Origin of the sequence: Haloechinothrix halophila YIM 93223 (assembly GCF_000504245.1) — a bacterium.
In the GTDB taxonomy this organism is placed as follows: domain Bacteria; phylum Actinomycetota; class Actinomycetes; order Mycobacteriales; family Pseudonocardiaceae; genus Haloechinothrix_A; species Haloechinothrix_A halophila.
This window is the reverse complement of the sequence record NZ_KI632509.1, coordinates 2830273-2853046: the sequence shown is the minus strand read 5'-3', so window position 1 is coordinate 2853046 and position 22774 is coordinate 2830273. Positions and strand designations below refer to the sequence as shown.

At 66.9% G+C, this 22774-nt stretch carries 22 protein-coding genes and 1 pseudogene; 16 read left to right on the top strand and 7 right to left on the bottom strand.

The genetic code is table 11. The features are described from left to right. Nucleotide 1 precedes the first annotated feature (1 nt). Nucleotides 2–874 carry a LysR family transcriptional regulator gene (locus AMYHA_RS13035; RefSeq protein ID WP_034271357.1) on the bottom strand — a complete coding sequence of 291 codons (873 nt, stop codon included), beginning with the start codon at nt 872–874 and terminating at the stop codon, nt 2–4. A gap of 267 nt (nt 875–1141) precedes the next feature. Here AMYHA_RS13035 and AMYHA_RS13030 point away from each other — a divergent pair, with 267 nt between their 5' ends. The 4 genes from AMYHA_RS13030 to AMYHA_RS13015 all read left to right on the top strand — a co-directional run bounded on the left by AMYHA_RS13030 (nt 1142) and on the right by AMYHA_RS13015 (nt 4674). Then, nucleotides 1142–2155 carry an ABC transporter substrate-binding protein gene (locus AMYHA_RS13030; RefSeq protein ID WP_034271353.1) on the top strand — a complete coding sequence of 338 codons (1014 nt, stop codon included), beginning with the start codon at nt 1142–1144 and terminating at the stop codon, nt 2153–2155. 5 nt (nt 2156–2160) lie between these two features. Continuing rightward, nucleotides 2161–2982 carry an ABC transporter permease gene (locus tag AMYHA_RS13025; RefSeq protein ID WP_084037167.1) on the top strand — a complete coding sequence of 274 codons (822 nt, stop codon included), beginning with the start codon at nt 2161–2163 and terminating at the stop codon, nt 2980–2982. Nucleotides 2983–3077: 95 nt separating this feature from the next. Continuing rightward, a complete protein-coding gene (locus AMYHA_RS13020; RefSeq protein WP_034271351.1) occupies nt 3078–3854 on the top strand; it encodes an ABC transporter permease in 777 nt (258 codons plus the stop codon). A gap of 25 nt (nt 3855–3879) precedes the next feature. Continuing rightward, nucleotides 3880–4674, top strand: a complete 795-nt coding sequence (locus tag AMYHA_RS13015; RefSeq protein WP_034271348.1) for an ABC transporter ATP-binding protein — start codon at nt 3880–3882, stop codon at nt 4672–4674. 124 nt (nt 4675–4798) lie between these two features. Here the strand turns inward: AMYHA_RS13015 and AMYHA_RS13010 are convergent, their stop codons facing one another. Next, nucleotides 4799–6460 (bottom strand): amidohydrolase, encoded by a 1662-nt coding sequence (locus AMYHA_RS13010; RefSeq protein ID WP_034271346.1) that lies wholly within the window; start codon nt 6458–6460, stop codon nt 4799–4801. 86 nt (nt 6461–6546) lie between these two features. Here AMYHA_RS13010 and AMYHA_RS25725 point away from each other — a divergent pair, with 86 nt between their 5' ends. Next, on the top strand, nt 6547–7320 hold the full coding sequence (locus AMYHA_RS25725; protein ID WP_084037165.1) for an IclR family transcriptional regulator: 774 nt from the start codon (nt 6547–6549) through the stop codon (nt 7318–7320). Between the two features lie 61 nt (nt 7321–7381). Here AMYHA_RS25725 and AMYHA_RS13000 read toward each other — a convergent pair. Beyond that, nucleotides 7382–7723 (bottom strand): annotated as a pseudogene (locus tag AMYHA_RS13000) (MarR family winged helix-turn-helix transcriptional regulator); the annotation flags it as partial. Nucleotides 7724–7773: 50 nt separating this feature from the next. On the opposite strand from AMYHA_RS13000, the gene AMYHA_RS12995 reads away from it, so the two are divergent. The 7 genes from AMYHA_RS12995 (at nt 7774) to AMYHA_RS12965 (ending at nt 15001) form a co-directional block, all read left to right on the top strand. Further along, nucleotides 7774–8736 (top strand): MBL fold metallo-hydrolase, encoded by a 963-nt coding sequence (locus AMYHA_RS12995; protein ID WP_034271344.1) that lies wholly within the window; start codon nt 7774–7776, stop codon nt 8734–8736. 57 nt (nt 8737–8793) lie between these two features. Next, nucleotides 8794–10395, top strand: coding sequence for an FAD-dependent monooxygenase (locus tag AMYHA_RS12990; RefSeq protein WP_034271342.1), 1602 nt, complete (start codon nt 8794–8796; stop codon nt 10393–10395). Nucleotides 10396–10405: 10 nt separating this feature from the next. Next, a complete protein-coding gene (locus AMYHA_RS12985) occupies nt 10406–11611 on the top strand; it encodes a homogentisate 1,2-dioxygenase (RefSeq protein WP_034271340.1) in 1206 nt (401 codons plus the stop codon). After that, nucleotides 11608–12483, top strand: coding sequence for a hypothetical protein (locus AMYHA_RS12980; RefSeq protein WP_034271337.1), 876 nt, complete (start codon nt 11608–11610; stop codon nt 12481–12483). Before AMYHA_RS12985 ends, AMYHA_RS12980 begins: the two co-directional genes overlap by 4 nt. 66 nt (nt 12484–12549) lie before the next feature. After that, the gene (gene fahA / locus AMYHA_RS12975; protein WP_034271334.1) at nt 12550–13746 is read left to right on the top strand and encodes a fumarylacetoacetase; all 1197 of its coding nucleotides are present in this window, start codon (nt 12550–12552) and stop codon (nt 13744–13746) included. A 156-nt stretch (nt 13747–13902) separates the two neighbouring features. Further along, a complete protein-coding gene (locus AMYHA_RS12970) occupies nt 13903–14331 on the top strand; it encodes a nitroreductase/quinone reductase family protein (RefSeq protein ID WP_034271325.1) in 429 nt (142 codons plus the stop codon). Nucleotides 14332–14437: 106 nt separating this feature from the next. Beyond that, nucleotides 14438–15001 (top strand): dihydrofolate reductase family protein, encoded by a 564-nt coding sequence (locus AMYHA_RS12965; protein WP_034277058.1) that lies wholly within the window; start codon nt 14438–14440, stop codon nt 14999–15001. Nucleotides 15002–15061: 60 nt separating this feature from the next. Here AMYHA_RS12965 and AMYHA_RS12960 read toward each other — a convergent pair whose 3' ends face one another. Then, nucleotides 15062–16069 carry an RNA polymerase subunit sigma-70 gene (locus AMYHA_RS12960; protein ID WP_034277056.1) on the bottom strand — a complete coding sequence of 336 codons (1008 nt, stop codon included), beginning with the start codon at nt 16067–16069 and terminating at the stop codon, nt 15062–15064. A gap of 171 nt (nt 16070–16240) precedes the next feature. Here AMYHA_RS12960 and AMYHA_RS12955 point away from each other — a divergent pair, with 171 nt between their 5' ends. The 4 genes from AMYHA_RS12955 to AMYHA_RS12940 all read left to right on the top strand — a co-directional run bounded on the left by AMYHA_RS12955 (nt 16241) and on the right by AMYHA_RS12940 (nt 19896). Further along, nucleotides 16241–16480 (top strand): CopG family ribbon-helix-helix protein, encoded by a 240-nt coding sequence (locus tag AMYHA_RS12955; protein ID WP_034271331.1) that lies wholly within the window; start codon nt 16241–16243, stop codon nt 16478–16480. Beyond that, nucleotides 16477–16911, top strand: a complete 435-nt coding sequence (locus AMYHA_RS12950) for a type II toxin-antitoxin system VapC family toxin (protein WP_034271328.1) — start codon at nt 16477–16479, stop codon at nt 16909–16911. The genes AMYHA_RS12955 and AMYHA_RS12950 overlap by 4 nt, the downstream gene beginning before the upstream one ends. 117 nt (nt 16912–17028) lie before the next feature. Then, nucleotides 17029–17457 carry a nitroreductase/quinone reductase family protein gene (locus AMYHA_RS12945; RefSeq protein ID WP_034271325.1) on the top strand — a complete coding sequence of 143 codons (429 nt, stop codon included), beginning with the start codon at nt 17029–17031 and terminating at the stop codon, nt 17455–17457. Between the two features lie 702 nt (nt 17458–18159). Next, a complete protein-coding gene (locus AMYHA_RS12940) occupies nt 18160–19896 on the top strand; it encodes a bifunctional metallophosphatase/5'-nucleotidase (protein WP_051399837.1) in 1737 nt (578 codons plus the stop codon). Between the two features lie 93 nt (nt 19897–19989). Here AMYHA_RS12940 and AMYHA_RS12935 read toward each other — a convergent pair whose 3' ends face one another. From AMYHA_RS12935 to AMYHA_RS12925, 3 genes are read right to left on the bottom strand one after another with little or no spacing between them, the layout of a single operon-like run. Then, nucleotides 19990–20967 (bottom strand): ribokinase, encoded by a 978-nt coding sequence (locus AMYHA_RS12935; protein ID WP_051399836.1) that lies wholly within the window; start codon nt 20965–20967, stop codon nt 19990–19992. A gap of 16 nt (nt 20968–20983) precedes the next feature. Then, on the bottom strand, nt 20984–21964 hold the full coding sequence (locus tag AMYHA_RS12930) for a nucleoside hydrolase (RefSeq protein WP_034271322.1): 981 nt from the start codon (nt 21962–21964) through the stop codon (nt 20984–20986). Nucleotides 21965–21989: 25 nt separating this feature from the next. Next, nucleotides 21990–22733, bottom strand: a complete 744-nt coding sequence (locus tag AMYHA_RS12925; protein ID WP_034271320.1) for a GntR family transcriptional regulator — start codon at nt 22731–22733, stop codon at nt 21990–21992. Nucleotides 22734–22774: the final 41 nt, after the last annotated feature.

Sequence of the window (22774 nt, the reverse complement as noted above, 5' to 3'; positions counted from 1 at the left end):
CTCAGTCGAGTAGCAGATCGAGGAACCCACGTGCGGCCGGCGACAGTGGCCCTGGCCTGCGAATCAGGTGGATATCCCTTTCGAGGACCGGCTCGACGGAGGCGAGCACGGCACCTTCCAGCTCGGCGACCCGTGCCAGCGGCCTCGGCAGCACGGCGCATCCCGCACCCGCGACAACGAGGTGCAGTGCGGACTCGCGATGACCGACTTCCACGACCACATTGAGGTCGATGCCGCGTCGTTCGGCCTCGGCGGCGAGCAGGTCGCGCACCAGGGTGCCCGAGAACCCGGTGACGAGGTTCTTGGTGAGCAAGTCTTCGATGCCAATCCTGCCGTCACGCGGGGAGGGGCTGCCAGGTGGCAGGGTGACGACGAGTTCTTGCGTACCGATCTGCCTGCTCTCCAGCTCGTCGATCGCTCTCGGTGACGCATCAGCGAGGCCTAGTTCAGCGGCGCCGGTACGGATCGCTTCGCGCACGTCGTCGCCCAACTCGGACTGTTCGAGGCGGACCTGAACCGCCGGGTACTTCCGCCGGAACCTGCCGATGACGTCGGCCAGCGGATCGAGTGCGAGAGTGGGAAGGCTGACCAGGTCGAGCCTGCCTGCCACGAGCCCCGCGACATCGCGCACGGACGCGCGTGCTGTCTCCATCTCCCGCAGGGTTCGTCGTGCGGACGCGATGAGTGCCTCGCCTGCCGCGGTCAGGCGCACACCCCTTGGCAGCCGATGGAAGAGCTCGGCGCCGAGCTCGCGCTCGAGCACCTTGATGGAGTGTGACAGCGATGGCTGTGCCACATGGAGAGCGTTCGCGGCCGCGGTGAAGCCGCCGTGATCGATGACGGCGAGGAAGTACTCGAGCTGACGGCGCTCCACAGCGCACAATTACGCCATACCGGTGGTCGACGTCAAACGCTGCCCTGGCGTTGTGACGGCAGCTGACCCATAGGAAGCATCTACCGAGTACCTCAAAAAATAGTCTGGGCTGATGGCCGGATCGGCGCGCTCATGTTCTTCCAGTGACGCCGAACACATGATTTACTGCTCGTGTCAGGTAACAACGATTTCGTTCTCGGTAACACCACGTCGGCGAGCCGAGAGCTCCCGAAGGATCGGGAGAACGACAGAACCGTGAGGAGAACGATGCGATCACGCAACCGACTCGTGGCGCTCCTCGCCGCCGTGACGATGGGTGCGCTAACGGCCTGCGGACCGAGTCAGTCCGATGCGACCGATGTTGAGCAGGGCGCAGGCGGCAAGCAGAAGATCACCGTCGCTGCCCTGCCAATCGGCTCGACGGCAGCTCTGCATTTGGGCATCGACAAGGGGTACTTCGACGAAGAAGGCCTCGAGGTGAGCGTGCAGACGATTCCCAATCCCGCGGGAGCGATGGCGGCACTGCAGGGTGACGAGGCCCAGTTCGCCTACACACCGTCGATGCCGATGCTGACGGCGGCGACGCAGGGCATCGACCTCAAGACGGTCGCCGCGGCGGACGGGTATCCGGAGAACGCTTATCAGGACTGGGTCGACAGCGGTAAGAAGACCACACCCGCCGACGACACCGCTGTCCTGGTCGGTGAGGACAGCCCCATTTCCTCCCCGCGCGACCTCGAGGGCAAGGTGGTAGCCGTACCCGCGCGCAAGGCGCAGATGGAGATCACCATCGCCTCGGAGGTCAAGCAGGACGGCGGGGATCCGTCCACGGTGAAGTGGATCGCGCTGAGCCTCCAGGACATGATCCCGGCGCTGCAGAAGGGTCGTGTCGACGCGATCGGCGAGGTGACCCCCTTCATCGAGCAGGCGAAGTCCCAAGGCGCCCGCGTGATCAGCTACCCGGGCCTCGGTACCTTCAAGGAAGGAGCTGTGGGGCTGTGGGTGGCGTCGTCGTCGTTCATCGACGCCAACCCTGAGGTCATTGCCGGCTTCCGGCGCGCGGTGCACAAGGCCAACACCTACGCCAACGAGAACCTGGACGAGGCGTACGCCAAGGCAGCCGAGATCACCAAGATCCCGGTCAAGATCCTGAAGGCGGGTGACCCGCCGTACTGGCCGGACTCCGTCGCCGTCAGTGACCTTCGACGTGCCGCCGACGAGATGGTCAAACTGGGGTACCTGGATGAGGTCCCCGAGCTCGAGCCGCTGGTGGTGCAGTAGCAGCCATGGCCATCACCTCGATCCGCCGGTTCCCGGCCACGGGTAAGACACGCGTCGCGGGCTCGAACGCCCTCGTCGTGGGGGCGATCGCGGTCCTCATCTGCCTGGCCGTGTGGGAGGTGGGCGCTCGCGGCCCGCTCGCGGGCGGCCCGTTTCCCACTGTGGGGGCCATCGCAGGCGGGCTCGTCGGGCTCGTCGGCGAGGCTACCTTCTGGTCGTCTCTGGGCGAGACGCTGATGACCGCCCTTGTCGGCTTGGGGCTCGCCGTCCTCTCGGGCGTGCTGCTCGGTGTGGTGCTTGGCTCCGTCGACTTCGTATACCGGAGCACACGGCTGATCATCGAGGTGCTCAAGCCGATCCCACCGATCGTGGTCATGCCGCTGGTGTTGCTACTTCTCGGGCCGACCACGGAGATGGGCGTGTTCTTGGTGTTCTACGGATGCCTGTGGCCGGTGCTGATCCAGACCGTTGCCGGGGTGCGCGACGCCGATCCGGTGCTGCTTGACACGGCGCGCTCGTTCGGGTTCGGACGGCTGCAGCGCGCGGTGCGGATCGTGCTGCCGGGTGCGGCGGCGTTCATCGTCACGGGAGTGCGTATCGCGGGAGCCGCGGCCTTCGTCATCGCCGTGGTCTCGGAGCTGGTGGGCGGCGCCCCAGGGATCGGCAGGGACCTGTTCGTCGCACAGAACGCCGGTCTATACGCCCAGATGTATGCGCTGGTGTTCGTGATGGGTGTCGTCGGGCTCGCCTTCAACACCGGGCTCGGGGCATTCGAGAAGTGGATGCTGCATTGGCACCCCTCGGTACGCAGGGAGGTGGTGGCATGAGGACTGCTCGCAGGTCCGAATCATCCAACACTGGGACTGCTCGCAGGTCCGAATCATCCAACACTGGGACTGCTCGCAGGTCCGAATCATCCAGCATGAGGCGGCGACTGCGGTCGTTCGCGATCGAGTTCTGGCTGCCGGTGCTTATCGTCGTGCTGTGGTGGGTCGGCTCGGCCAGGGCGGATCTGGTGTTCTACCCACCGCTTGCCGAGATCCTCGGCCGGTTCCAAGATCTGTGGCTGTTCGACCGGTTCTTCACCGATGTGATTCCCAGCCTGCGTAACATGCTGGTCGGGTACGCGCTGTCGTGTCTCGTCGGCGTTGGCCTTGGTGTCGTGGTCGCGCAGGTCAGGATTGCCCGTCATGCGCTGGAGCCACTGGTGCACTTCCTGCGCTCGATCCCCCCGGTGGCGTTGGTGCCCATCGCCATCCTCGTCTTGGGTTTCGGTCCCGAGATGAAGATGACGATCATCGCCTTCAGCGCGGTGTTCGCCACGCTGATCGCCACCCTCGACGGTGTGCGGGCGGCTGATCCGGTCCTCGCTGAGGTGACAAGGGTCTATCGGGTCTCTGGTAGGGACCGGCTGTTCAAGGTGATCTTGCCGGCCGCCGCGCCCCAGATCCTCAGCGGCCTGCAGGTCAGTCTGCAGATCGCATTCGTCGTCATGATCACCAGTGAGATGCTGGCCTCCACCGAGGGGATCGGCTATCTGACGATTCTGGCGCAGCAGACATTCGCGATCACCGACATGTGGGCCGGGATGTTGTTGCTCGGCATCCTCGGCTACCTGTTCAACCTGCTGTTCACACTGGCGGAGCGTCGTGTGCTGCACTGGCACATCGGCATGCGATCCCAGGCGAAGACGCATTAGGGACGAGATAATGATGACTGGAGTCATGACCGAAGCGAGCATCCCGGAGCAGACCGACCAGCGCCTCGTGATCGAGGAGCTGCGGAAGACGTACGGCACCGGTGCGGCGGCGAAGGTGGTCCTTGACGGGCTGAACTTCGACGTGCGCAGCGGTGAGTTCGTCTGCATCGTCGGCCCATCGGGCGCAGGCAAGACAACGTTGCTCAAATGCCTTGCCGGGTTGCTGCCGCCCACCTCGGGAGCGTCCTACCTGGACGGCATACAGATCGACGGGCCGCCGGAGAAGCTGGCGCTGGTGTTCCAGGAGTACACTCGCTCGCTGATGCCGTGGCTGACGGTGGAGAAGAACGTCACCCTGCCGCTGTCGAACAAGGGCATCTCCAAACGCGAGCGGCGGACACGGGCGCAGGAGGCGCTCGAGGCGGTCGGGCTCGCGGACGTACCTAGCAAGTATCCCTGGCAGCTGTCCGGCGGAATGCAACAGCGTGTCGCGATCGCGCGGGCGCTGGCCTACCAGCCCGAGGTACTCATGATGGACGAGCCGTTCGCGTCGGTGGACGCGCAGACTCGCTTCGAGCTCGAGGATCTCACCCTGAGGGTCCGGGAGCAGTTCGGGATCACGATCGTGCTCGTCACACACGACATCGACGAAGCGGTTTACCTGGCCGATCGGGTCGTCGTGCTCGGCTCCGCTCCCGCCCAGGTGCGTGAGATCATCGACGTGGACGTCACAAGCCCCCGTGACCAGGTGAAGACGAAGGCCGACCCCCGCTTCACCGAGCTGCGCAGCAGGGTCTTCGAGCTGATCCGCGCTCGCTAGCCACTTCGCCGGTGGGCGTGTCCCACGTTCGCGGCTCTGGGCACCACGCTCGCGACGCCGTGTCCCATCCGCGACGTCGAACACGGCGTCGTCTAGGTGGGACACGCGGACGTGAGCGCGAGACTCAACGTTCGTGCCTGATGGTCCCGCCGACGATGGTCATCACCGGGGTCAGGCTGTGCAGCTCGTGATCGTCGACGGCGAAGAAGTCCTCGGCGAGCACCGTGAGGTCGGCGAGTTTCCCGGGTGCGATGCTGCCTTTGGCTGCCTCCCTGCCCTCCTGGTAGGCCGGTGCCGACGTCCACGCTCGTAGCGCCTGCTTCCGGCTGATGCGCTGGTCAGGGCCGCTGAGTGTTCGTGATCCTTTGGCTTCGCGCAGTACGAGTGTCTCGATCGCTTGCCGCCAGTCCGGATAGGTCACTGGGGCGTCGGAGCTGTCCGCGACCACGACACCTGCGTCGAGCAGCGAGCGCACCGGTATGTTCCGGTGCCACCGTTCGTCGTCGACGACGCCACGCAGCGCGTCCGAAGCCTGCCACTTGATCAATGCGTTGGTGTTGGCGACGAAGCCGTGCTTGGCCATGGTGCGGATTGAGTCGTCGCTCGGCAGGTTCGCGTGGATCAGGACATGCCGTGCCTGCGGCCATGGGTCGGCGTCCATCGCGGCGGCGAACGCGTTGATGACAGCGTCGCAGGCGCGGTCGCCGGTGGCATGCACCTGCACCTGGAACCGGTTGCGGTGCAGTGTGTCCACAACGGAGCCGAGGGTCGCCAGCCGGGTCTCGTCGTTGTGGCCGTCGGTGACCAGCGAGCCGCAGCAGCCGTCGTCATACGGACGCGACATCCACGCCGAGCGCAGGATCGGGATGCCGTCGGCGAAGAGCTTGCAGCCACCGACACGCAGCCAGTCGTCGCCGAGTCCCGTCGCCGCACCGACATAACGCGTGGCCTCCTCGATGACCGATGTCGACGTGGTTACCGAGGGCCAGCTCCAGTTCAGCAGGGTGGTCACCCGCGTGGTCATGGTGCCCTCGTTGTGCAGCGCCACGTAATCGCGCAGCATCGGTGGGGTCACGATCGGGTCGGTGACGGCCGTGACGCCGAGGGCGTTGAGTTCACGCATCGCGGCCAGCGTCGCGGCCTGCCGGTCGGCCGGGGTGGGCTCGCCTACGACGTCGGCGACCAGCGCGACCGCCGACTCGTGCAGCTCACCCGTAGGTTGCCCGGATGTCGGATCGCGCACGATCTGGCCACCGTCAGGGTCAGGGGTGTCCGCGGTGATCCCGGCCGCGGCGAGGGCGCACGAGTTGGCGAGGGCCGCGTGACCGGAGAAGTGGGTCAGCAGCACGGGGTGGTGCGTACTGACGTCATCGAGGTCGCCGCTCCGCGGGCGCCCACCGGGATCGCGCGACCCGGCGAAGCAGCGCTCGGTCCATCCCCAACCCGTGATCCACGATCCAGCCGGCATCGTGCCGGCTCGTTCGGCGACGAGCCTGCGGACGTCGTCGAGGCCGGACACGACACGATCGCTGACGTCCAGGCTGAACGGTGGCCGGGACAGCCCGAAGAACTGCAGGTGCAGGTGGGAGTCGTTGATCCCGGGCAACACCGACCCGCCTGCTACATCGACCCTTCTGGTCGCTGGTCCGGCAAGGGGCAGAATGTCGGTGTTGGCGCCGACCGCGGCGATCCGGTCGCCGGCGATCGCGACAGCCTCGGCCATGCTGTCCCTGCCGTCGAGCGTGGCCACCCGTCCTGAGTGCAGGATGAGATCGACCCCTGCCATAACATCGCTCCGTTACGTAGACGGAAACATACGTTTCTTGTAACGTTACTAGTGCTGATGCAGCTTCAACAAGAGGGAGGACCGCTGTGGCGCGAACTGACCGGAGTGCGGTGGCCAAGGCGCTCGACCTGCTGAGCGCGCTCGCCGAGGCCGACGGTCCGCTGCGGTTGTCCGAGCTGGCGGAGCGAGTCGACCTGCATCGCGCGACCGCGTATCGCTCGCTCGCGGAGCTCGCCGCACGCAACTTCGTCGTCCGGGATGAGGACGACCGCTACATCCTCGGCTGGGCGCTGCTGCGGATGACGCAGAGTCCGGCCGCACGGCATGGACTCGGGGACGTGGCGCGGCCGGTCCTCAACCGGTTGGCAGGGGAGACGGATCGGATCGCGGGCATCGAGGTGCTGGAACGGGCCGGTTGCCGGGTCATCGAGGCGGTGCGGTCGGTGCGATATCAGCGATTCCTCGGTTTCGGCGGCGAGGTCTTCGAGCCATGGCGCTCGGCAAGTGGGTTGGTGTTGCTCGCATTCAATGGTGCAGCGCAGGTCGAGCCTTTCGTCGAGCGCGCCGCACAAGCGGACCTGGAGATTTCTGACCTGTTGGCGCGGCTCGAGCGTGTCAGAGAGCAGGGCTACGCGTACTCGGCGGGCGGACTCGATCCGATGATCGCCGACGTGGCAGTCCCTGTGCTGGGTGCGGGTAATCACTGCCGCGCCGCCCTGTCGGTGACCGGGTTCGTGCAAGACCTCGATGAGCCGTCGGCCGCTGCCGTCGCCGAGACCGCGATGGGAGCGGCCGACGACCTGCGGGATCGCCTTTCCGGTAGTGACCTGCGCGAGGTGGAGCGAACGGGGAGCGACTGAGCTCCCCGTCGCTTAGATGATTTCCGAAAAGATTTTACTAGTTTTGCGGCGCCGGGCTCGCTCAGGAGCGGCGCTTGATCTCGGTGGCCTGGGCGCCGTGCATGAGCTTCTCCAGTAGGCCGATGAGGACGGTCAACTCGGGCCGGGTGAGCGTTCCTGCCCACGCCTGCTCTCGCTTGTTGTGCTCCTCGAACGCCCCGGTGATGGCGTCGTGGCCCTTGTCGGTGAGGGCCAGCTGGAGCGCCCTGCGGTCATGGGTCGCGCGTTCGCGGGTCACCATGCCATCCCGTTCCAGAGTCTTGACCAGGGCGGACACGGCAGCGCGGCTCATGCCCGACAGCTCGGCGATCCGCTTCGCCTCCAGCGGTCCCGCCAGCCAGAGCACGAACAGCACTCGGAACCCCGGCCAGCTCCAGCCGTAATAAAAGCTTTGATCATTAGGGAGTGGTCGTGATGGCTACCAAGGCATTCGCGTCCTCAACCGACCTGACCGAGAAGGAGCAGCGGCTGGAGGTGCTTGCTGACGGTGTCTATGCGTTGACGGCGGAGGGTGATCCGAATGTTGGCGCGGTCGAGGGGGAGGACTTTCTGGTGTGTTTTGAGGCGTTGGCGACTCCGGTCGCGGCGCGGAAGTGGTTGGGGAAGCTGCGTGAGTACACCGATAAGCGGGTGCGGTATCTGGTGCTGTCGCATTATCACGCGGTGCGGGTGCTGGGGGCGAGCGCGTTTGGCGCGGAGGTGATTGTCGCGCATGACAACACGCGTGGGTTGATCGCTGAGCGTGGTGAGCAGGATTGGGTATCGGAGTTGGGTCGGATGCCTCGGTTGTTCGACGGTCCGGAGTCGATTCCTGGTTTGACGTGGCCGACGTTGACGTTCAGTGATGCCGTCACTATTGACCTTGGTGGTGACCGGGGCGCGTTGGAGCTGCGTTACCTGGGGCGGGGTCACACCGAGGGTGACCTCGTGGCGTGGTTGCCGCGGCGGCGGATTCTGTTCGCGGGTGACTTGGTTGAGGCCCAGGCCGCGCTTTATACCGGCGATGCGTTTCATCGTGACTGGTCGACGTCGACTTTGGATGCTGTGGCTGCGTTGGGTGCGGAGGCGCTGGTCGGTGGCAGGGGAGCGGTGGTACATGGGCGCGACGCGGTCACCGCCGCCATCGGCCAGACCCGGCATTTCCTCGACGTGATGCTGCGCGAGGTCGACGCGGTGCGGAAGCGTGGCGGCGCCCTCAAGGATGCGTTCGACGCCGCCCATGCCGCGTTGGCCGATGACTATGGGAACTGGCCGATTTTCGAGCACTGCCTGCCGTTCGACGTCGCACGGGTGTGGGAGGAACTGTCCGGTGTCCAGCGGCCGACGATCTGGACCGCCGAGCGCGACCGCGCGGTCTGGGACCAGCTGCAGTCGTGAGTGCGGATGAGGGTTCTAACCCTGCTACGCACTCACGACTCCGGATCCGGAGACGACATGAACGAGACATCACCAGGCCGGGTCGTGGTCATCGGCAACGGGCCGGTCGGCCAAACGACCGCGCTGTTGCTCGCGCGCTGGGGTGTCGCCGTGACCGTGCTCGACGGGCGGCCGGAGCGGGACCTGGTCGGCTCGAAGGCGATCTGCCAGCAACAGGACGTCCTTGACGTGTGGGAGGTGGTCGGTGTGGGCAAGCGGATCGCCGCCGAGGGGCTGACCTGGACCACCGCCCGCACCTTCTACCGTGACCGGGAATTGTTCAGCTACGCCCTGCCCGACCCTGGCAAGTCTTGCCTGCCACCGTTCGTCAACATCTCGCAGGCACGTACCGAGGAGCTGCTTGACGAGCGGATCGCGGCTGAGCCGCTGATCGATGTGTGGTGGAACCATACCGCGATCGGCATCGAGCAGAACGCGTCCGGTGTCGTGGTGCATTGTGCGACACCGCACCGCGAGGAGACCGTGACCGCGGCCTACGCGGTCGTCTGCGCCGGGGCGCGCGGCGATGAGCTGCGTCGCGCGTTGGGGGTGTCGTTCGACGGGTACTCCTTCGACGACCGGTTCCTCATCTGCGACATTCGCGCCGATCTGCCCGACTGGGCCCATGAGCGGCGGTTCTACTTCGATCCGGAGTGGAACCCGGGCAGGCAGGTCCTCATCCACCCGTGCCCGGACTCGACGTTCCGCATCGACTGGCAAGTGCCGGCCGACTACGACCTTGCCGCCGAGCAGTCCAGCGGTGCGCTGGACGCGCGCATCCGCGCGATCATCGGCGATCGGCCGTACGAGATCGTCTGGCAATCGGTGTACCGGTTCCACTCCCGCATCGCGGATCGAATGCGAGTCGGGCGGGTGCTGCTTGCCGGTGACAGCGCGCACTTGGTGTCGCCGTTTGGCGCGCGCGGGCTGAACTCCGGGGTGGGCGATGCGGAGAACGCCGCGTGGAAGCTCGCGTTCGTGCTGCACGGCTGGGCAGGTGAAGAACTGCTGGAGTCCTACCACGCCGAGCGTCACGCGGCCGCGCACGAGAACATCGAGGTCACCACGGCCACGATGGACTTCCTGGTGCCGCAGGACGACGCACAACGCAAGCGGCGACGAGACGTCCTTGAGCGCGCCGCCCACGATCCCGCCGCCCGGCCCGAGGTCGACTCCGGCCGGTTCGCCGAACCGTTCTGGTACGTCGACTCGCCACTGACGACGCCCGATCCCCGCCGCCCGTTCGCGGGTCGACCACCACGTGGCAGCGCACCCGACCCTGCGCCAGGAGTGATCGTGCCGGACTTTCCGATCACCGTCGCGGGATCAGCGACGCGGTTGCGCGAGGTCGCCCGCGACGGGTTCCTGCTGCTGACAACCCACGAGACCGACCAGGCCGCGCTGCGGAACGCGGCCGCAGGCGCGACGGCGGCACCGGCCCGGGTGCTTGAGCTCGACGACGTCGCGGCTGAGGCGCTCGCCGCCCGGCCCGGCGAGGTTTGGGTCGTGCGGCCCGACGCGCACGTCGCCGCCGTGCTCACCCGCCCGGCCAGCGGCGACGTCGCCACCGCGCTGCGTCGAGCGACCGCCGCCGTCTCGGCACCGCAACCGACGTCCTGAGGAGCCACCCATGGCGTACTACCGGCAGGTGGGCAACGTCCCACCGAAGCGACACACCCAGCACCGGCGTTCCGATGGCGGGTTGTACTACGAGGAGCTGATGGGGGAGGAAGGGTTCGCCAGCGACTCCTCGCTGCTGTATCACCGCTACATCCCGTCGGCGATCTCCGACGCGCAGCCGTGGCAGCTACCCGATCAGACGTTGACGGCGAATCATCCGCTCAAGCCTCGCCATTTGAGGTTGCACGAGCTGTTCGGTGACGTGGACAGCATGGCGTGGAAGTCGGTTGATCCGGTCACCGGCCGCAGAATGGTGCTGGGCAACGATGACGTGCGCATCTCCTATGTCGTGGCGGGAGAGACATCGCCGCTGTATCGCAACGCGGTCGGCGACGAGTGCGTCTACGTCGAGTCCGGCTCGGGCACGGTGGAGACGGTCTTCGGTGCGCTGCCGGTGCGCCAGGGCGACTACGTGATCCTGCCGAGGGCGACCACGCACCGGTGGCTGCCGGACGCCGATGAGCCGTTGCGCGCGTACGTCATCGAGGCGAACTCGCACATCATCCCCGCGCGCCGCTACCTGTCCCGGTTCGGGCAACTGCTGGAGCACGCGCCGTTCTGCGAGCGCGACCTGCACGGCCCTGCCGAGCCGCTACTACACGACGGCACCGACGTCGATGTGCTGGTCAAACACCGAGGCCCCGGCGGGATCACCGGCACCCGCTACGTCTACCCGAAGCACCCGTTCGACGTCGTCGGCTGGGACGGCTGCATGTACCCATACACGTTCAACATCGCCGATTTCGAGCCGATCACCGGGCGGGTGCACCAGCCGCCACCGGCGCACCAGGTGTTCGAGGGTCACAACTTCGTCATCTGCAACTTCGTGCCCCGCAAGGTGGACTACCACCCACAGGCGATCCCGGTGCCGTACTACCACTCCAATGTGGACTCCGACGAGGTGATGTTCTACTGCGGCGGCGACTACGAGGCCCGCAAGGGTTCGGGCATCGGGCCTGGCTCGATCAGCCTGCATCCCGGCGGCCATTCCCACGGGCCACAACCGGGCGCCTACGAGCGCAGCGTCGGCGTGGAGTTCTTCGACGAGCTCGCCGTCATGGTCGACACCTTCCGTCCGCTGCAGCTCGGCGAGGGCGGCATCGCCGCCGAGGATGACGGCTACGCCTGGACCTGGGCGGCAGGGGAGCCGACATGACCACGACGTTGCTGGACGGGCTGGTTGATGATGCCGGGCTGTTTCCGCCGACGGCGCTCGCCATGCCGGACGCCGTTGCGCGGCATCGCTCCGACCTCGCCGAGGACAGTGCGGTGCTCACACACCGGTTCCTGTGCCCGGCATCGCGCCTCGGTGAGCTGCGCGCGGAGTTGGCCAACGCCGACCAGTTCCGGCTAGGTCTGATCGCCGACACCGGTTCCGACGGATTGACCGAGGTGGTCGCCGGGATCACCGGCGATGCGCGGCTGGAGTTGTCAATGGTGGAATTCCCGCTGGCCCGCGTCGACGCCGCCACACCCGCGGCCGCGCTGGAGGTGGTCGCCGGCGCACTGGACGCCGCTGGGGTCGCACCGGGCATCCCGGTGTTCGCCGAACCGGCATCGTGGTCTGAGGTGGCCGAACTGGTGGCCGCGATCGCGGCGCGACGGGACGCGTTTCGGCTCAAGCTGCGCTGCGGAGGCATCCGCGCGGAGCTGTTTCCCAGCCCCGAAATGTTGGCGGGTGCCCTTGTAACGGCTGCGAGGGCGGACGTGGCGGTGAAAGCGACCGCAGGGTTGCATCACGCGGTGCGCTACATCGACCCCGCCACCGGGTTCGTCCACCACGGCTACCTCAACCTGCTGGCCGCGGCCGCCGACGCCGTCGAGAGCGCTAACGTGATCGCTGTCGCCGATACGCTACGGACGACCGACCGTGCGACGCTGCTTGCCAGGGTGGCTGGACTCAGCGCGGCAACGATCGCCGCGACCCGGCGGCTGCTGGTCAGCTACGGCTCCTGCAGCACCGCGACACCGGTCACCGAAGCTCGCGAGTTCGGGCTACTCGCGCACCACCGCCACGACCGGTCGTGAGTGCCTATCAGAGTTCTAACCCTGTTAGGCACTCACGACCGGTCTTCGAGAAAGGATGATCTCCCTGTGAACGACACCTGGGCGCCGGTACCGGCCGGCTCCGGATTCGGCATCGCCAACCTGCCCTACGGCGTGTTCACCCCGCCGGGCGGCGCGCCGCGCGTCGGGGTCCGCATCGGCGATCACGTGCTTGACCTCGCCGCCGCCCTGGGTGACGACGTCTTCGCGCGGCCGTCGCTGAACCCGTTTATGGCCCAGGGCCGCGCCAACTGGTCACAGGTGCGGGAGCGGATCCGGGAGTTGCTCATCGACGAGTCCCACCGGTCGGCTGTCGAGCCCGCGCTGCACCCACTCAACACCGTCAGCCTGCATCTGCCGTTCGAGGTCGCCGACTACATCGACTTCTACGCCAGCGAGCACCACGCCACCAACCTCGGCCGCATGTTCCGGCCTGATGCGGCGGCGCTGCTGCCGAACTGGAAACACCTCCCGGTCGGCTATCACGGCCGCGCGGGCACCGTCGTCGTCTCGGGCACTGACATCGCCCGGCCCTGCGGGCAGCGCAAGACACCCGCCGACGACACGCCGACGTTCGGGCCCTCGGCCAAACTGGACGTCGAGGTCGAGGTCGGCTTCGTCGTCGGCACGCCGAGTCCGCTCGGTTCACGTGTGGCTACTAAGGATTTCGCCGAGCATGTTTTCGGTGTGTGCCTGGTCAACGACTGGTCCGCACGTGACATCCAAGCCTGGGAGTACGTGCCGCTCGGCCCATTTCTCGGCAAGTCGTTCGCCACCTCGATCTCACCGTGGATCGTGCCGCTCGACGCGCTCGACGACGCCCGCGTGCCCACCCCGCCGCAGGAGCCGGAGCTCATGGACTACCTGCACGAATCCGAACCGTGGGGCCTCGACCTCGACCTGGCTCTCGCGCTCAATGGGCAGGAGATCTCCCGCCCGCCCTATGCGCGGATGTACTACTCGCCCGCGCAGATGCTGGCCCACACCACCGTCAACGGGGCCGCGCTGCGCACCGGCGACCTGTACGCCTCCGGCACCGTCTCCGGACCAGAACCCGGCCAGCGAGGGTCGTTGATCGAGCTGACCTGGAACGGCACCGAACCGCTGACCTTCGCCGACGGCAGCAGCCGCACCTTCCTCGCCGACGGCGACACCGTCACCATCACCGGCACCGCACCCGGCCCGCACGGCGCCCAGATCGGCCTCGGCGAGGTCACCGGCACGATCATCGCCGCTCAGGAGTGACGCCAATGGACAAGGTCATCGCCACCACGACACGGCCAGCAGGGCTCACCAATCAGTGGACCAGCTCAAGGCCGCAGGCGTTCGCCTGCTCGGTGCGGTATGACGCCTCGTATGTGGCGCGGCGTGCGGATGCGTGTGACCGACTAGGCTTGAATCATGCCGACTGATCTCCAGCTGAAGACGATGAACGCCGGGCACCGACTGCTGCTCACACTCACCGGGGGCAGGCTCGGCCGCACGATCGCGGGTATGCCATCGGTGGAGCTGACCACGATCGGACGGAAGTCCGGTGAGACACGATCGGTCATGCTCACCGCGCCCATCGTCGACGGCGACACCATCGTCGTCGTGGCATCCCGAGGCGGGGACCCTACCCATCCAGCGTGGTTTCTCAACCTACGCGACAACCCCGCTGTCGAGGTGTCGCTGCAGCAAGGGCCACGACGCCCGATGAAGGCCAGGATCGCTAGTGCGGACGAGCGGGCTGCGCTCTGGCCACGTGTGGTGGCGGCATACCGGGGCTACGCGAGCTACCAGCGCAAGACCACGCGTGAGATCCCGCTCGTGCTACTCACCCCCGCCTGAACCCAGGGGGTTTCCGATCTCTTGAGGGACGCAGATCGCGCACCGATTAGATTTTCGCGCCGCGCCCGTCTGTACGTGTGAGATCGACTCACGAGAGGCTGGCATGATGCGGAAACTGACCTTCGGCATGAACCTGACCCTGGACGGCTACATCGCCGCACCCGGCGACGACATCGGCTGGAGCAGGCCGAGCGACGAGCTATTCCAGTGGTGGCTCGACCAGGAGCGCGCGAACGGCCTGTCGCTGTACGGGCGCAAGCTGTGGGAGACGATGAGCTCCTACTGGCCGACCGGCGATCAGCAGCCCAACGCCACCCCGGCGGAGATCGAGTTCGCGCGGAACTGGCGGGACACGCCGAAGGTTGTGTTCTCCTCGACGATCGACAAGGTCGACTGGAACACCCGCCTGGTCACCGGCGACGCCATTGCCGAGATCACCCGGCTCAAGGCCGAAGACGGCGGCCCCATGCGCATCGGCGGCGCAACGCTCGCAGGGGCTGCCATGCGGGCCGGGCTGATCGACGAGTACGCGCTGGCCACCCACCCGGCCCTGGTGGGCGGCGGCACGCCGTTCTTCACCGCGCTGGACAGCTGGGTGAACCTGAACCTCGTGGAGACGCGGACGTTTCCCGGCGGCGTGGTGCTGACCCGATACGAGACGAGGCGCTGAGCACGGGCGACATGCTCGCCGACTCGCTGGAGATGACGACGACGGCGTCGTTGATCGTGATCACAGTGTCGGGGGCAGGTCCAGCCATGGTTTGTCGGTGACGTCGAATCCGGTCAGCTCGGCGATCTTCCCGTCGACGATGTGCAGGACCGCGATGTTCAATAACCGGTACTCCGGGTCGTCGGGGGTGCGGAGGTACAGCACGGCGGCAGGCATGCGGTTGACCGTCGTGGCGATACAGCGCCAGTCGTCGTAGCCGCGCTGGAAGAGCCCACCGGAGACCCAGCCGTCCACCGCGTCCTTGGCCGTCCTGATCACGGTGCCCGGCTCGGGCAGCATCGCGAAGCGCAGGTCGTCGCGCAGCAGGGACGTCAGCCCGTCGAGGTCGTTGCGCTCATGGGCGTCGATGTACGACTTCACCACGCCGTGCTCGTCATTCGATAGCTCGTGGGTGGCGGGGCTCCGCCAGTCGAGGCGGCGGTCGGGCAGTTGCTCGCGCATCGTCACGCGCGCCCGCTGCAGTGCGCTGGTCACCGATGCGACGGTCAGCTCGAGGGCGTCGGCGGCCTTCGATGCCGGCCAGCCGAGGACGTCGCGCAGGATGAACACCGCCCGCTGCCGCGGCGGCAGGTGCTGGACGGCGACGATGAACGCCAGCTCGATCGTCTCCCGCGCCACCACCGATTCCTGCGGGTCCTCGGGGAGCATCCGGTCGGGGTACGGCTGCAGGTACGGCACCTCGGAGCCGGAGTCCGACAGCTCGGACGGTACGGGAGTGCGGTCCTTGCGCTTCTCCAGGAAGTCAAGGCAGACGTTCGTCGCGATCCGGTACAGCCAGGTCCGCAGCGCAGCGTTGCCCTTGAACGACTCCCGCTTGTTCCACGCTCGCAGGAACGTCTCCTGCGTCATGTCCTGGGCGTCCTCGTAGTTCGCGAGCATCCGGTAGCAGTGCACCCGCAGCTCACGCCGGTGGCGCTCCGTGATGAGCGCGAACCGCGCCGTATCGCCTGAGCGGGCCGCCGCGATGAACGTGGCCTCGTCGGCGCCCAGCGGTCTAGCGTCGGTCATGGTCATCAATCCTTCCACCGGTGCGAGGGGGCTACCAGAACTGACGACGTGGTGGAGGATTCCTGATCGGTGAAGCCGCTGACACTGGGCCGTTCGTCAGAGCGGATGGGTCGGGGCGATCCAGAACAGGCAAGGTTGACATTTTGATGCATGCTGATGACACTTTGATGCATGAGGACCACGATCCGGCTAGATGATGACTTACTTGCCGAGGCGAAGGCGGTAGCGGCGCGGACCCATCGAAGCCTCAACGACGTGATCGCGGATGCGGTGCGTGAGTCGTTGGCCAGGGTGCGGCAGCGGCAGGCGAGTCCGGTTTCGCTGACGACATTCCGGGGAAGTGGCCTCCAGCCCGGAGTTGACCTCGACGACTCGTCAGCACTGCAAGATCTCATGGACGAGTCCGAATGATCTGCCTCGATGTCAACGTCCTGGTCTATGCCCATCGAGAGGATGCGCCGAGGCACGCCGAATATCGATCATGGTTGGAGTCCGGCCTCAACGGCGATGAGCTGTTCGGTGTGACCAGCCTGGTGCTCACCGGTTTCGTGCGTGTGGTGACCCATCCGCGGATATTCGATCCGCCAAGCCCCCTCGACGTTGCGCTGACGTTCGCCGAGGAGATCCGCGGCCACGACAACTGCATCGCCCTGGAGCCAGGCGAGCGGCACTGGGACCTGTTCAAGGCACTCTGCCGCAAGAGCGATGCGCGCGGGAACTTGGTGACCGACGCGCACATCGCGGCCGTCGCGCGGGAGTCGGGCGCTGTACTCGCTACCACGGATAACGACTTCAGCAGGTTCGACAGCCTCCGCCGGGCGCACCCGCTCGCCGAAGGGTGAGCTTACCGCGCGGAGCCCGGAGCGACGTGTGAAGCGCCCGCTTCCGCCGATGAGCGGTTGTTGAGTGCCCGTATGTGGCGCGGCGTGCGGATGCGTGTGACCGACTAGGCTTGAATCATGCCGACTGATCTCCAGCTGAAGACGATGAACGCCGGGCACCGACTGCTGCTCACACTCACCGGGGGCAGGCTCGGCCGCACGATCGCGGGTATGCCATCGGTGGAGCTGACCACGATCGGACGGAAGTCCGGTGAGACACGATCGGTCATGCTCACCGCGCCCATCGTCGACGGCGACACCATCGTCGTCGTGGCATCCCGAGGCGGGGACCCTACCCATCCAGCGTGGTTTCTCAACCTACGCGACAACCCCGCTGTCGAGGTGTCGCTGCAGCAAGGGCCACGACGCCCGATGAAGGCCAGGATCGCTAGTGCGGACGAGCGGGCTGCGCTCTGGCCACGTGTGGTGGCGGCATACCGGGGCTACGCGAGCTACCAGCGCAAGACCACGCGTGAGATCCCGCTCGTGCTACTCACCCCTGCCTGAACCCAGGGGTTCAGGCAGATGCGATCGGTGGCTATCCGAGCCGATTCGCACGCGGATCCCGAGACGGACCAGTCGCGACACGTCTCATCTGCCGCCGTGAGGGTGTTCGTCCGGTGCGCGTGTCGGGATCGATGGCTGCTCCGGTTCCACCCACGTGTCGCCGGGGCCGGATCATCGTCATTCCTCTGCTGGGGTCCTAATGGATCTCGACCGGTGTCGACGCGCGGAGTATCGGGGCGTTTCGGGAGCGGCGGGAGACCAGCGGTGGTATTGGCCGGGGCCCAGGTGGTGCGAGCGCGTGTCGTTTCCGGCTTGCGTCAGATGGCCGGACACCATAACTTGTCAGACAAATGTGCCCAGGTTTCGATATAACGAGCCCGATCCTGGTTGACACGCATCTCTTGCCCAGTGGCGCTTCCGGGCTATCGGTGTTGCTGGTCAGCTCGGGCGATGCTCGCCGTTATCGCCATCCACTTTACGCCAAAGCCAAGCACTGCGGGCTTTCCTTGTCAACGGGACAGGGGCGAGCGCGAAGGAAACGTGCCGACCGTCCAAGGGTTGACCGCACACCCCGGTCGCCGTAGCTTGTCAGACAAATAATCGCGGTTTGGGGAGCGTGTCATGGCAGACACCGGCGGCACCAACGGCGGAGGCTGGCGTAGCCCAACTCGCGGGCTCCCGGGTTCACACGCAGGAGGCAACATGAGGTTCCGTCTTCTCCTGGTCGCGGCTTCAGTGGTTCTTGCCGCATCAGCCATCGTGTCCGGCTCTGCGGTCGGTGCGCAATCTCCCCAAGCACCGATCTTGCAGGACGGATCGGTTGTCGAGGTGCAGATTCTCGGGCTGAACGACTTCCACGGACACCTCGAGCCACCCGGCGGCTTCGGCGGGCGAGTCGGCTCGGTTGACGCGGGCGGGGCCGAATATCTGGCCACCCACATCGCCGAGCTGGAGACGACGAACGCCAACAGCATCGTGGTGTCGGCAGGGGACCTCATCGGTGCCAGCCCGCTGTTGTCGGCGCTGTTTCACGATGAGCCGACGATCGAGGCGATGAACAAGATCGGTCTCGACCTCAACGCGGTCGGCAATCACGAGTTCGACGAAGGTGTCACCGAGCTTCGCCGGATGAAGGAAGGCGGGTGCCACCCCGATGACGGTTGCCTCGATGGCGACGGCTTCTCGGGCGCCAATTTTGACTTCCTCGCGGCCAACGTCGTCGACGAAGAAACCGGTGAGCCGCTGTTCGCGCCGTACCGCATCAAGAACTTCAACGGGGCCAGGGTCGCGTTCGTCGGCATGACGTTGGAAGGCACGCCGGAAATCGTGAGCCCGTCCGCTGTCGCAGGCTACGAGTTCCGTGACGAGGCCGAGACCGTCAACGCGCTCGTCCCAGAACTGCGGCGGCGGGGCGTCGAGTCGATCGTCGTACTGCTGCACGAGGGTGGTCTGCCAGCGAACTTCGACATCAACGGCTGCGCCGGGATCTCCGGCCCGATCGTCGACATCACCGAGCGGATGGATGACGCCGTCGATCTGGTCATCTCCGGACACACCCACCAGCCCTACAACTGCGTGATCGATGGCACGCCGGTCACCAGCGCGTACTCGTACGGCCGCCTGGTCACTGACATCGATCTGCGGATCGACCGCGCGACACGGGACGTCGTGGGAGCCTCGATCAACAACGAGATCGTCACCAGGGACGTCGAGAAGTCGCCGGAGATCACCTCCCTCATCGAGCGCTACCGAGAGCTCGCCGCCCCGATCGCCAACCGTCCGATCGGCCGCATCACCGACGACATCACCCGAGAAAACAACGACTCGCTCGAGCAGTCGTTGGGCAACACCATCGCCGACGCGCAGCTGGCCGCGACCGACGACGCGGACACGGGCGATGCGGTGCTCGCGCTGATGAACCCGGGCGGGGTCCGCGCTGATCTGTTCTTCGAGAGCAGCGACGCAGGCGAGGGCGACGGCGTGGTCACCTACGGCGAGGCGTTCACCGTCCAACCGTTCGGCAACTCGCTGGTGACCATGAGCCTCACCGGGGCACAAATCGAGCGAGTGCTCGAAAAACAGTTCTGTGGCACCAACTCGCCCGCTAACGGCGGTCGCTACCGAGTCTTGCTTCCCTCAGCCGGCCTGCACTACACCTGGACCAAGTCGGCAGCGGGTGCCGCCGACTGCACGATCGCCGACGCCGTCGATCCCGACTCCATCACGCTCAACGGAACCGCTCTCGAGCCTTCGGCGAGCTACCGGGTAACGGTCAACAGCTTCCTCGCCGACGGCGGGGATGGCTTCACAACCCTGACGGAGGGAACCGACCGGCTCGGCGGTGCCGTGGACGTCGATGCGTTCGAGGCATATCTGGGCGAAGCGGGGGATGCCGGCCTCCCGCCCGCCCCTCGGAACCGGATCGATGTCCAGCCGTAGGTGATTGTTCCCGAAAATGGCCCGGCCTGGACTCAACCAGTCAGCGCAACAGTGTGGCCGCCTTCAGAATCGCCAACTCAGAAAGATGCGGCATCAAACCTGGGACGCTTCAGACCGATGCACGTGGGGGGCGGACCCCCGGCCCGCGGGTTCGGTGAGTTCATTGAGGGTGGGATAAGACGTTTGTGCGCCGGTGCGGCCGACGCTGTGGGCACTGACACGGATAGCCCAGCCAACGGCGGCGGGTAGCGCGTCGCCTTGGCTGAGTCGCCAGGCCAGAGTCGCAGCGAATGCGTCACCGGCACCCGTCGTGTCGACGACGTCGACGGGCAGGCCTGGCACGTGTTCGACCAGGTCGGCGTCGGCGAGTGCCGCGCCGCGGGCGCCGAGCGTGACCACTGCGGATCGGACGCCGAGCCGGCACAGCGCGCTGGCCTGGTCGACGCCGGGCTCGGCGGTCAAGTGGTGGTTGCGCAGAATTTCGTGTGCTTCGTGCTCGTTGACGATCAGCGGGTCGGCGAGCGCGAGCACGTCGGTTGGGATGTCGGCGACGGGCGAGAGATTGAGCATGATCCGTGCGGAGTCAGCGGCGGCGTGGGCGGCGGCGACGACGGTGTCGAGCGGAATCTCCATGACCAGCGACACCACGCCCGCCGATTCGAGCACGGACCGTGCCGCGTCAACGTGGTCAGCGTTCAGGTGCGCGTTCGCGCCTGCCGCTACCGTGATGGTGTTCTCCCCGCTGTCGGCGACCGTGACGAGCGCGGTTCCCGTCACGGCGTTCCCGTCGTGGGTGATGCGGGTGGTGTCGACGCCGTTGCTGCGCAGGGAGTACAGCAACGTGTCGGCGTGTGGGTCGGTGCCTACCCGGCCGATCAGTGCCGTGCGGGCGCCGAGCCGGGCCGCCGCTACCGCCTGGTTCGCGCCTTTGCCGCCCGGGTTTGGCGTCAACGTCGAGGCGGGCACCGTTTGGCCGGGCAGTGGGTGTCGCCGAACGCGGGCCGTGAGGTCGAGGTTCAGTGATCCCACCACGGCGACCTCGGCGGTAGCGTTGGCCGGGGCAGCTGTCATCACGGATCCTTTCTCGTCACGCGATGTCGAGGCAGCGGCTCGAAAACCCGCAAAGCCGCTGGACCAGCCGGTCCGCGAAGGTTCCGTCAGTGCGGAGCGCCACGCGAACGCGGGAGCCGTGCTGGGCAGGGAAGCCCCGGTACTGCCCCCGGGTGTCGGCGATGGTCTTGCCGCGTGCGGGCCCGTCGGTTGTGTCCACGTCCACCGCCACGATCGGCGCCAGCACCGGGCAGACCTCGCCGATCGCGATCGCGGCGGCGAGCGGGTCGTGGCACGCGGCCTGCCGGGCACCGAACACGTCGCGCTGGTAGACATCGAGGTAGTGCTCGAGAATCTCGGCCGCGAACCGCGAGGTCGGCGCGTCGCCCGCCAGCATCCGTCGCCGATGGTCCTCGGTGAGCACTTCGGTCATGGTGACGTCGAGCGGGACCAGAGTCACGTCCCAGCCCGCCCGAAGCACCAACCGTGCCGCCTCGGGGTCGTTGGCGATGTTGGCTTCCGCCGCCGGTGTCACGTTGCCCGGATGGTGCACGGCACCGCCCATGATGGTCACGTGTTTGACGAGACCCGGTAGCTCGGGGTCGAGCAGCACGGCCGTAGCGAGGTTGGTCAGCGGGCCCATCGCCAGCAGGTGCAGCCGCCCCGGGTTCTCCCGGGCCAGCCGCACGATGAGTTCGGCGGCTGGTTCGGTTGTCGGTGATGCCACGGGGCAGGGGAGTCCGGTGTTGCCGAGGCCGTCGTCGCCGTGCACGTGCGGCGCCAGCTGAGCTGTTCCGCGCAGGCTGCTGTCGGCGCCGATGGCGGTGGGGATGTCGAGTCGGCCTGCGTGTTCGAGCACACGCAGGGTGTTCGACGCGGCGATCTCCGCGCTGGTGTTGCCGAATACCGTGGTGATCGCGCGGAGATCGATGCCGGGATCGGCGAGCAGGTACAGCAAGGCCAGCGCGTCGTCGATGCCGGTGTCGCAGTCGACCAGTAGCGGGTCGTTGGGTGTCATGCGTGCCCTTCGTGGTGGAGCCGGATCAGCGGGACTGCCAGACAGCGATGCCAGGGGCTCCGCTTGGCAGGACGTACTTCGCGGCCAGCACTGGTGTGCGCTCCACGGAGACGACCTGGGTGATGAGCACGACCGGGGTGTCAGGGGAACGTCCGAAGGTGGTGCCGCGGCGGCGGCCAAGCACCGTGGCGGTCACCGTGCTGGCACCGGTCAACGGCAGGTACGGATCGGCGGTGGCCAGCGTGTGCAGCATCGTGTGGGGGTGCGGTTCGCCAGCGGTTAGCGTCTCGGGCAACGCCGGATCGATCTGGGCGAGTGTCTCGTCCGGAACGCACCACTCCTCAGCCAGGCATGCCGGGACGCCGTCGACATCGATGACGCTCTCCCAGAAGCGCACCTCGCAGCTGGCCGGGACGGGCAGGTGCTGCATCACCAGGTCGGTCGGCTCCTCCAGGACGCGGGTGAGCGGCCGGACCTTGGCGCTGTCCCCACCGAGCAACGCCTCCATCGGCTGCAGCCGTTCGAAACCACGGCGAGCGGGACGCTCGTTGACGGTGCGGCCGACCCCCCGCCGGACCGTGATGACGCCGTCCTCCTGCAGCAAGATCAAGGCCTCCCGCAACGCGGGGCGGCTCACGCCGAGCGTCTCGGCGAGCTCAGGTTCGGACGGCAACGTGGAGCCTGGCGGATAGACGCCGTCCCGGATCGCGTTGGCGATCCGTTCGTAGAGCGTGACGACAGGTCGTCGTTGCGGTCGTCTCTGCGTCACCAGCAACTCCCTCCAAGGCGCGTGATGTCAGACAAGCTATC